We start from the raw sequence: 9,611 nt of genomic DNA, 5'->3' as shown, positions 1-9,611 counted from the left end.
GACCCGGGGGGCGGGGGCCGTGGACCCGGGGGGCGGGGGCCGTCAGCGTTCCAGGTCGATCGTGAAGCGCCTCGTGCCGGTGCCGATCGTGTCGGCGTGGACCGAGCCGCGGGCGCGGTCGAACTCCCCGGTACCGCCGGTGATCCCGTTGTCGAACGACGGCGGAGGACCCGGGACGAGGTGACCGTAGACCATCCCCTGCACCGACAGCTGGCCGCCCGGGAGGGTGTAGGTCACGACGCACTGCTCCGCTCCGCCGTTGTCGACCCGGGTGGTGGTGCAGGTCCCGCCGGTCTCGCCGACCTGCTTGTCGTCCTTGTCGAAGAGGATCGAGCGGAAGACGGTCCGGTCGCCCTGGGCGGGAGCGCCGCCCGGGTTGACCGGGAAGCGCGTCTGCTCCGCGAGCCGGCCGATGAGCGTGATGACCCGGCTCTTGCCCTTGTCGCGGGCGGAATCCGTGTCCGCCCCCGCGGCGGCCGCCGCGGGGGCGCAGGCGAGGAGGGTGACCAGCGCGGTGGCCGTACCGAGACGGGCGGCTCTGAGGGAACGCATCGTGCGGCTCCTGAGATGGGTGCTCATGAATGATCGGACGACGAAACCGTCATGCGATGTCCTTCATAACCCCGCCCCCGCCCCCGCCCCGGGCCTCCCGGCGCGACCCACCGTCAGATCCGACCGATCAGAGGACACCGGGCCCACAGTGCAACCGGAGCAGACGAAAGCCCCTGACCCGCGCCGTACGCGCAGGTCAGGGGCTTGATCGCGATACTTGCTGCTTCGTGTTACTTCTTGCCAATGGTTTTTGCTCCGACCTGCGACTTCACCCCGGATACTTCCTCAAACCTGGGGCCGACCGGTCAACGGTTGTCACCCTCAGCCGCCCTCGGCCACCACCCCACGGCCCACAGACACCCACGAACCACCCCTTCGAGCCCCGACTTGCGCCGGCGCTCGCGGGTGGTCAGTCGGCGTATTCGCGGTGGTCGAGAGTGACAGCAGTACGCCGAGCGGTGGCTCGGCAACCACGGCGCCGACCCGAACAAGGGCTTCTCCATGGAGTCGCAGTTGCAGCTGCACCCTTTCCGTACATCGGCTCGCGCCCGCTGGCATCCTTCCAGCCCGCCCACCTCCGCGACTGGGTGGCCAAGCTCAAGGCGGCCGGCCTGTCCGGGTCGCACGCGCGAGTCATCTACTCGAATGTGCGGAGCGTGTTGAACGCGGCGGTCGATGACAAGCCAAGAACCCGTGCGCTGCCCGGTCGGTAAAGGCCCCGACGGTTGAGGCCAAACGGGTGATCCCGTGGACCGCCAAGCGGGTCTTAGCGGTGCAGGCCGAGCAGCCGGAGCGGTACCGCGCGCTCGTGGACCTGGGTGCCGGGTGCGGGCTGCGGCAGGGCGAGATCCCGGGCATCGGCGTGGACGCGTCGACTTCGCCGCGGGCACGGTGCACGTGGTCCAGCAGCTCGAGCTGAGCCGGAGCAAGCCCGTGTTCGCTCCCCCGACGGGCGGCAAGCTCCGCGACGTCCCGTTGCCGGGTCCGGTGGCCGACGCCGTGCGCACCCCCATGACCCAGTGCCCACCAGTGGACATCACACTGCCGTGGGGCACCGCCGACGGAGCGCAGGTGACAAAGCGGCTCGTATTCACCGCCCCGATGGGCGGGCACGTGTGGCGGAACATGTTCAACACCGAGCAGTGGAAGCCCACACGTGCAGCTGCAGGTGTCATCGCCGAACGGGCCTACGCCTCCGCCCACGGGATACACGCCCTGAGGCACTTCTACGCCTCGGTGTTGCTGGACGCAGGAGAGAACGTCAAAGCTCTGGCGGAGCACCTGGGGCACTCAGGTCTCACGCTGCGGGTCTACGCCCACCTGATGCCGACCAGTCAACAGCGGACACGAGAGGCCGCCGAAGCGATCTACAGTCCCGGATCCATCACAGGCGGCTCGACTAAGGTGGCTCGCTAATCCGCATGGTAAATCTGGGCGTTATCCTGACCACTAATCGCACCGTTATCGGGTTCGCTAATATCAACGTTAACCATTACGGGAGCGGCAAGTCCTCGACAGCTACAGTAGAAATGTAGAAGCAGGTCAGGGACTCACAGTCCACCCGAGAGCCAACAAATAGAGAATTACCATCTCCGAACCAGACACCCCCACCTGGGCGTTTGTGTCGAAGAGAGAGCAGTCGGTAAAGTCGCTGGTGCGCAAAAAGAGAGCCGCCCTGGCAGGGGCGGCTCTCACGTCCATACGCGCTTGCATGACCTCTTGTCTGGACCTACGAGCACACATGGAGCCTCTATGGTGCCACGCCCGGGTTTGACCATCGACATCTCACTTCGCGAACTTCCGTTCTTGGCAATCAGCGCCGGAGCCGCAGCACTCCCCGCCTGGACTGAGGTCCCGCCGGCCGCCGCTGTGCCTCTGGCCATTCTGATCGCTGTACACATCCGCGTGCGCCGGCTCGTCCGACGCGCCTGACGGCCCGCAGACGGCCCCAGCGCAACGAGAAGCCCCCCACCCCGCCGGGAAACGGCAGGCGGGGGGCTGTTTCGTGCTTCGAGGTTACTTCTTGCCCTGGTTCTTGACGGCCTCGATGGCGGCCGCGGCGGCGGCCGGGTCGAGGTAGGTGCCGCCCGGGTTGAGGGGCTTGAAGTCCGCGTCCAGTTCGTAGACGAGCGGGATGCCGGTCGGGATGTTCAGGCCCGTGATGTCGGCGTCCGAGATGCCGTCGAGGTGCTTGACCAGACCGCGCAGGGAGTTGCCGTGCGCGGCCACCAGGACCGTGCGGCCCGCCAGCAGGTCCGGGACGATGCCGTCGTACCAGTACGGCAGCATGCGCTCGACGACGTCCTTGAGGCACTCGGTGCGCGGACGCAGCTCGTTCGGGATCGACGCGTAACGAGGGTCCTCGGACTGAGAGAACTCCGTACCGTCCTCGAGCACCGGCGGCGGGGTGTCGTAGGAACGGCGCCACAGCATGAACTGCTCCTCGCCGAACTCCGCGAGGGTCTGCGCCTTGTCCTTGCCCTGCAGCGCGCCGTAGTGGCGCTCGTTCAGGCGCCAGGAGCGGTGCACCGGGATCCAGTGGCGGTCCGCGGCCTCCAGCGCGAGCTGCGCGGTGCGGATGGCGCGCTTCTGGAGCGAGGTGTGCAGAACGTCGGGCAGCAGGCCGGCGTCCTTGAGCAGCTCACCGCCCCGGACCGCCTCCTTCTCGCCCTTCTCGGTGAGGTTGACGTCCACCCAGCCGGTGAACAGGTTCTTCGCGTTCCATTCGCTCTCGCCGTGGCGGAGGAGGATCAGCTTGTACGGTGCGTCGGCCATGCGTACGAGCCTAATGGACGCCCGGGCGCGCCCGCGCGCGGTGCCGGATCCCGTCGATTGACGGCGGGCGTCAATTGACTGGCGCCCGGAGCCCACCCACTCGTAATGTGCACCCCGGTAGAGCGACACTTACACCCTCGGGGGGATTCCGTATGTCCGCTGACAGTCTGAGACGGGCCGCCCGGGAGAGCGTCTCGGGTCTGCCCCGGGCGTTCTGGTGGCTGTGGACGAGCACCCTCGTCAACCGGCTCGGGGCCTTCGTCGCGACCTTCATGACCTTGTACCTGACCCTGGACCGGGGCTACTCCGCCTCCTTCGCGGGACTCGTGGTCGCCCTCCACGGCTTGGGCGGTGTGGTGTCCTCCCTCGTCGCGGGCGTGATGACCGACCGGCTCGGGCGGCGCCCCACCCTGCTGGCGGCCCAGGCCTCGACGGCCTTCTCGGTCGCGCTGCTGGGCTTCATGGAGCATCCCGCGGCGATCGCGGCGGTGGCCCTCCTGGTGGGGATGACCTCGAACGCCTCCCGCCCGGCGGTCGCGGCGATGATGGCGGACATCGTCCGCCCCGAGGACCGCGTACGGGCCTTCGCGCTCAACTACTGGGCCATCAACCTCGGCTTCGCCATCAGCGCGACCGCGGCCGGCCTGATCGCCGAGTACAGCTACCTGGCCGGTTTCCTGGGCGAGGCGGCGCTGACGCTCGTCTGCGCGGTGCTCGTCTACGTCAAGCTGCCCGAGTCCCGGCCGGAACGCGGCACGTCCGCCGGGTCCGGCGCCTCCCCGGACAAGAGCGGGGCGGGAGCGGGCGCGGAGACGGAGATCCGCCTCGGGACCGTGCTGCGCGACGGGCGGTTCATGGGCGTGGTCGGGCTGTCGTTCCTGATCTCGCTGATCTTCACGCAGGGGTCGGTCGGCCTGCCCGTGGCGATGGGCACCGCCGGCTTCTCCCCGGGGGACTACGGGCTCGTCATCGCGGTGAACGGCCTGCTCATCGTCGCCCTGCAGATCCCCGTCACCCGCCTCATCGAGCACCGGGACCCGCAGAAGCTGCTGGTGGTCTCGGCGCTGCTGGCCGGCTACGGCTTCGCGCTGACGGCATTCGCCGGACCGGTGTGGGCGTACGCGCTGACGGTGTGCGTGTGGACGCTCGCCGAGATCGTCAACTCGCCGACCCAGATGGGCCTGGTCGTGCGGCTCTCGCCGGTGCACGGGCGCGGGCGCTACCAGGGCGTCTACACGATGTCCTGGTCGGTGGCCGCGCTGGTGGCGCCGCTGATGGCCGGCTTCATGATCGACCGGTGGGGGGCGAACTGGCTCTGGGCGACCACGGGCGTCCTCGGCACCGGGGCGGCGGCCGGCTACTGGCTCCTGATGCGGAACCTCCCCACGGACGCCACGGACACCGCCCCGGCGGCGACCGGCGGCCCGACGACCACCACCCCCCGAACGCCGGAACCCCTGCCCGCCGCACCGAACTGACCGCTCGGGCCGCGCCCCGGCCGGCCGGGGCGCGTGGTGCTGGGCGGTGCGGCCGGGGTGAGGTCAGGTGGCCGAAGAGGGCCGCCGACAGGACAACCGCCGCGCGGAAGAGGAACGTCAGCACCGCCATGGCGGCCTTCTGTTCCCCCGTGACCCCGGTCTCCGCCATGGCCATGGCGGGCCGGGACGGGCCGGGACCGGGTTCGCGGTGAACGCGTCGGGGGCGACGTAGCCGACGGACAGGAGGGCCACGGCGAACGGGTCGCGCCTCGGCGATCGCGTCAGCCGGTCGGGCCGCCGGGGCCGGCCGGCTCGCCCTGCGGCCGCGTCAGGTGCTTGAAGGCGTCGAGGTTGAAGGTCGGCTCGCCGCGCGAGACCCGCCACTCGTACTCGCGCCGGATGGCGCTCGCGAAGCCCAGCTCCAGCAGCGTGTTGAACGAGCCGTCCGCGGCCTCCAGCACCGTGCCGAGCAGCCGGTCCAGCTCCTCCGGGGTGACGACCGACAGCGGCAGGCGTGCCGTCAGGTAGATGTCGCCGAGCCGGTCCACCGCGTAGGCCATCCCGTACAGCTTGAGGTTGCGCTCCAGCAGCCAGCGGTGGACGGCCGCCTCGTTCTCGTCGGGGTGGCGGATCACGAAGGCGTTGACCGACAGCGAATGCCGGCCGACCCGGATCGAGCAGGTGGTGCTCAGTTTGCGCGTGCCGGGGAGCGTGACGACGTAGGAGCCCGGCGCGGGGCTCTCCCAGTCCAGCTCGGCGCCGGTGAGCGCACTCTCGATGATCTCGGCGGTGTCAGCCATGGTGGGAGCGTACGCGACGGCGGTGATCGTGCATCGCCGCCGTGTACACGTCGGCCGTGCCGCTCGCCGCGGTGTCCCAGCCGAAGAACTGCGCGTGCCGTGCCGCCTCGGCCCCCATCCGGTCCGCGAGCGCGGGATCGTCGACGAAGCGGCGCAGCTGGCGCGCGTAGTCCGCCGGGTCGTGCCCGGGTACGAGGATCCCCGTGACGCCGTCGTCGACGGCGACGGGCAGCCCGCCGACCTCGGCGGCCAGCACCGGGGTGCCGGCGGCCTGGGCCTCTATCGCGACGAGCCCGAAGGACTCGCTGTAGGACGGCATGACGAGCACGGACGCCGCGCGGAACCAGTCCGCGAGCCCGTCCTGGGCGACCGGCGGGTGGAAGTGCACGAGGTCGGCGATGCCGAGCTTCGCGGCGAGCTTCTGCAGGCCCTCGGGTTTGGCGAGGCCGCTGCCGCTGGGGCCGCCGACGACGGGGACGAAGAGGCGGCGGCGCAGCGAGGGGTCCCGGTCGACGAGGACGGCAACGGCGCGCAGCAGGATGTCGGGGGCCTTCAGCGGCTGGATCCGTCCGGCGAAGAGCGGGATGACGGCGTCCTGCGGCAGGCCGAGGCGGGCGCGGGCGGCGGCCCGGCCGTCGCCGACGGTGAACCGCTGGAGGTTCACGCCGGGGTGGACGACGGCCACCTTGGCGGGGTCGGCCTCGTAGTACCGCACGAGCTCGTCGGCCTCTTCGGCGGTGTTGGCGATGAGCCGGTCGGCGGCGGAGACGATCTGGGTCTCGCCTATGACGCGGGCGGCCGGCTCGGGGGTGTCGCCCTCGGCCAGCGCCGCGTTCTTGACCTTGGCCATGGTGTGCATGGCGTGGACGAGCGGCACGCCCCAGCGCTGGGCGGCGAGCCAGCCGACGTGCCCGGAGAGCCAGTAGTGGGAGTGGACGAGGTCGTAGTAGCCGGGGCGGTGGCCGGCCCAGGCCTGCATCACGCCGTGGGTGAAGGCGCACAGCTGGGCCGGGAGCTCCTCCTTGGCCAGCCCCTCGTAGGGGCCGGCGTCCACGTGCCGTACGAGGACGCCGGGAGCCAGCTCGACCACGGGCGGCAGCCCGCCGGTGGTGGCGCGGGTGAAGATCTCGACCTCGATGTTGATCGCGGCGAGCCGCCTGGCCAGCTCCACGATGTAGACGTTCATCCCGCCGGCGTCGCCGGTGCCGGGCTGGTGCAGCGGTGAGGTGTGCACGCTGAGCATGGCCACGCGGCGCGGCTTGCGGTGGTGGCCCACGGCCGGCAGGCGCAGCCTGGGCGGCTCGTGACGGGTGGCGGCACGGGCGGCGGCGAGGCGCCCGCTGAGGCTGCCGCCGAGGCGGGACACGTACTGGCTCAAGGAAGCTGTTCCTCTCGGCTCGGACGGTGCGCGCGCGACGCTCGGACGGCATGACTGCGGGGGCGCGTAGGGCGCCCTGCAAGGAGTGCAACCCGCACGGCCGTCCCCCGCATTCCGGCGTTCCCGGTTTTCCTGCGCGTTTCCTCGTGTTTCTTGGTGCCTTCTCGGGGCGCCGGGCGATTTTCACGGTGTGCGGGCGCTCCGCTTACCCTCGGCTCATGGCCTCCCGCAGTACCCCGTCACCGTCACCCAGCCGCGCCTCCGGCCGTCCTGTGGGCTCGGTGACGCGCGGGACCACGAACCCGAACCGGTTGCGCCGGATGGACCGCTGGATCGCCTTCGCCCACGGGGCGGCGCTGCGGCGTGCGGGGGATCCGGTGGCCGTGGACCTCGGGTACGGGGCGGCGCCCTGGACCGCGGTGGAGCTGCTGGCACGGCTGCGGGACGCGGCGCCGCGGGTGCGGGTCGTCGGCATCGAGATCGAGCCGGCCCGGGTGGCGGGGGCGAAGCCGTACGAGCGGGAGGGGCTGAGCTTCCGGCACGGCGGCTTCGAGGTCCCGCTGGAGGGCGGGGAACGGCCGGTGCTGATCCGAGCGGCGAACGTACTGCGCCAGTACGACGAGGAGCAGGTCGCGGAGGTCTGGGCCCGGCTGTGTGCGCGGCTGGCCCCGGGCGGGCTGCTGGTGGAGGGGACCTGCGACGAGATCGGGCGGCGGCACGTGTGGGTGGCGCTGGGGCCGGAGGGGCCGCACACGGTGACCTTCGCGACCCGGCTGGGCTCGCTGGAGCGTCCGTCCGACCTGGCGGAGCGGCTCCCGAAGGCGCTGATCCACCGGAACGTGCCGGGTGAGCCGGTGCACGCCTTCCTGCGGGACTTCGACCGGGCCTGGGCGGCGGCGGCTCCGTACGCCTCGTACGGGGCGCGGCAGCGCTGGATCCGCACGGCGCGGGCGCTGTCGGCGGACTGGCCGCTGGCGGACGGGCCGGGGAGGTGGCGGCAGGGAGAACTGACGCTGCGCTGGGAGGCGTTGCGCCCGGCGGGGTGAATGCGGTGCGGTGGGGAACCGGGGGCGGGGGGTACCCCGTTGATCCGTGAGGGGCACGGCCGGGGGTCCGTTGGGGCAGACAAGATCGAAACGGTATCCACAAGGGTGTCGGAATCCATCGACTCGTGGCACCATCCCGATGGCAGTGCAAAGTTACTGATGAATAGTCAGATCTAAGACCGATCTGACGCGGGTGCCTGGGGGGACCATGGGGTCGGTAAGGCGACGACGAGGCGCAAGCTCTCTCGTGCTGCTGTGCGCGATGGCGGTGCTGTCGGCACCGGGCCTCGCGACGGGCACGGCGTACGCGGCGCCGGCGACTCCGACCGCACCCGGGGCTCCGGCGGTGCCGGCCGCTCCCCTGCCGGGGCCGGGCGGCAAGTCCCTGGAGCAGGTCCGCAAGGACATCGAGGAGCTCTACCGGCAGGCGGGCACCGCGACGGACGCCTACAACCTCGCCGAGGCCGAGACCAAGGCCCAGTCGGACAAGATCGTGGAGATCGCCAACCTGATCGTCGCCGGCAAGGAGCGGATCGCCACGCTGAAGAGCCGCGCGGGCGCCGCAGCCCGCGCGCAGTACCGCTCGGGCGGCCTGCCGCCGGGCGCGAAGCTGGCGTTGAGCGAGGACCCGAACCACTTCCTCGACGGGGCGGGCCGGTTGCGCCAGGGCGAGAAGGCCGCCTCCGACCTGCTGTCCGAACTGGACCGCACCCAGACGGACTTGCAGCGCTACGCGGAGGAGGCGAGCGAGCGCTGGCAGAAGCTGGAGGCCAACCGGGTCAAGCAGGAGGAGTCCAAGAAGCAGATCGAGGAGAAGATCAAGGCCGCGGAGGAGCTGGAGAGCAAGCTCGAGGCCGAGGAGAAGGCCCGGCTGATCCAGCTGGAGCAGGAAGCCCAGTACAGGGCGCAGACGGCATGGCTGTCCACGGGCGCGATGAAGGACGTCAACGGCAAGGCGACGGACGCCGGCAAGCAGGCCGTGCAGTTCGCCACCGCGCAGATGGGGAAGCCGTACAAGTGGGGCGCCGTCGGCCCCGACTCCTTCGACTGCTCCGGGCTGACCTCCCAGGCCTGGCGCGCGGCGGGGCGCGGCATCCCGCGCACCTCGCAGGAGCAGCTGCGGCTGCTCCCGAAGATCGCGCTCAAGGACATGCGGCCGGGCGATCTGATCATCTACTTCGACGACGCGAGCCATGTCGGTATGTACGTGGGCGACGGCGCGATGGTCCACGCCCCGCGCCCCGGCCGCAACATCACGATGGCGGGCGCGGGCTCCATGCCGATCAAGGCGGTGGTCCGCCCGGACGCGTAGCCCTTCCGCCACCGCCGTCTGCGGTGGCCTGCGCTTGCCCTGGCCGGGCGGGCCGCCGTTGCCCTGGCCGGGCGGTGCGGTTGCCCTTGCCCTGGCCGGGCGGTGCGCTTGCCCTGACCGGGCGGTGTGCTCGTGTTCCGGGTGCGGGCCGGTGGCCGCGCCTCAAGCGCCGGCGGGGCTGGGTGGTGGCCCGGAGCGGGAGCGGGGGGTGGGGGTGCGGGGCCGCCGGGGGGTGTCTCCTCGGCTCGGCGCGTGCGGGTATGGCTCGAC

General features: G+C 71.3%; 7 protein-coding genes and 1 pseudogene. 4 read left to right on the top strand and 4 right to left on the bottom strand.

The window, feature by feature from the left end; all coding sequences use genetic code 11:
* Positions 1–42 precede the first annotated feature (42 nt).
* Complete coding sequence (locus tag IH80_RS0137265; RefSeq protein WP_234432519.1) at positions 43–552, bottom strand: allene oxide cyclase barrel-like domain-containing protein; 510 nt, start codon at positions 550–552, stop codon at positions 43–45.
* A 441-nt stretch (positions 553–993) separates the two neighbouring features.
* Here IH80_RS0137265 and IH80_RS43240 point away from each other — a divergent pair.
* Positions 994–1,968: pseudogene (locus tag IH80_RS43240) on the top strand (tyrosine-type recombinase/integrase); the annotation flags it as partial.
* A gap of 600 nt (positions 1,969–2,568) precedes the next feature.
* On the opposite strand, the gene IH80_RS0137250 reads toward IH80_RS43240, so the two are convergent.
* Complete coding sequence (locus tag IH80_RS0137250; protein ID WP_030966321.1) at positions 2,569–3,327, bottom strand: phosphoglyceromutase; 759 nt, start codon at positions 3,325–3,327, stop codon at positions 2,569–2,571.
* Between the two features lie 152 nt (positions 3,328–3,479).
* Here IH80_RS0137250 and IH80_RS0137245 point away from each other — a divergent pair, with 152 nt between their 5' ends.
* On the top strand, positions 3,480–4,805 hold the full coding sequence (locus IH80_RS0137245) for an MDR family MFS transporter (RefSeq protein ID WP_051810340.1): 1,326 nt from the start codon (positions 3,480–3,482) through the stop codon (positions 4,803–4,805).
* 281 nt (positions 4,806–5,086) lie between these two features.
* Here the strand turns inward: IH80_RS0137245 and IH80_RS0137240 are convergent, their stop codons facing one another.
* Together IH80_RS0137240 and mshA are read right to left on the bottom strand one after the other, a co-directional pair.
* Entirely contained in the window at positions 5,087–5,605 is a 519-nt protein-coding gene (locus tag IH80_RS0137240) for a YbjN domain-containing protein (RefSeq protein WP_030966319.1), read from the bottom strand.
* Complete coding sequence (mshA, locus tag IH80_RS0137235; protein WP_030966318.1) at positions 5,598–6,983, bottom strand: D-inositol-3-phosphate glycosyltransferase; 1,386 nt, start codon at positions 6,981–6,983, stop codon at positions 5,598–5,600. Before mshA ends, IH80_RS0137240 begins: the two co-directional genes overlap by 8 nt.
* A 218-nt stretch (positions 6,984–7,201) precedes the next feature.
* Between mshA and IH80_RS0137230 the strand changes: the two genes are divergently transcribed.
* Together IH80_RS0137230 and IH80_RS0137225 are read left to right on the top strand one after the other, a co-directional pair.
* A complete protein-coding gene (locus IH80_RS0137230) occupies positions 7,202–8,029 on the top strand; it encodes a class I SAM-dependent methyltransferase (RefSeq protein WP_199819366.1) in 828 nt (275 codons plus the stop codon).
* 208 nt (positions 8,030–8,237) lie between these two features.
* On the top strand, positions 8,238–9,341 hold the full coding sequence (locus IH80_RS0137225; RefSeq protein WP_030966316.1) for a C40 family peptidase: 1,104 nt from the start codon (positions 8,238–8,240) through the stop codon (positions 9,339–9,341).
* Positions 9,342–9,611 lie beyond the last annotated feature (270 nt).

The sequence above is a fragment of the Streptomyces sp. NRRL S-378 genome, from assembly GCF_000720645.1.
GTDB lineage: Bacteria > Actinomycetota > Actinomycetes > Streptomycetales > Streptomycetaceae > Streptomyces.
This window is presented reverse-complemented; position numbering and strand designations above follow the sequence as displayed.

Coding starts and splice junctions, on each gene's coding strand:
- IH80_RS0137265 (WP_234432519.1), bottom strand. CDS start 552: ATGCGTTCCCTCAGAGCCGCCCGTCTCGGTACGGCCACCGCGCTGGTC.
- IH80_RS0137250 (WP_030966321.1), bottom strand. CDS start 3,327: ATGGCCGACGCACCGTACAAGCTGATCCTCCTCCGCCACGGCGAGAGC.
- IH80_RS0137245 (WP_051810340.1), top strand. CDS start 3,480: ATGTCCGCTGACAGTCTGAGACGGGCCGCCCGGGAGAGCGTCTCGGGT.
- IH80_RS0137240 (WP_030966319.1), bottom strand. CDS start 5,605: ATGGCTGACACCGCCGAGATCATCGAGAGTGCGCTCACCGGCGCCGAG.
- IH80_RS0137230 (WP_199819366.1), top strand. CDS start 7,202: ATGGCCTCCCGCAGTACCCCGTCACCGTCACCCAGCCGCGCCTCCGGC.
- IH80_RS0137225 (WP_030966316.1), top strand. CDS start 8,238: ATGGGGTCGGTAAGGCGACGACGAGGCGCAAGCTCTCTCGTGCTGCTG.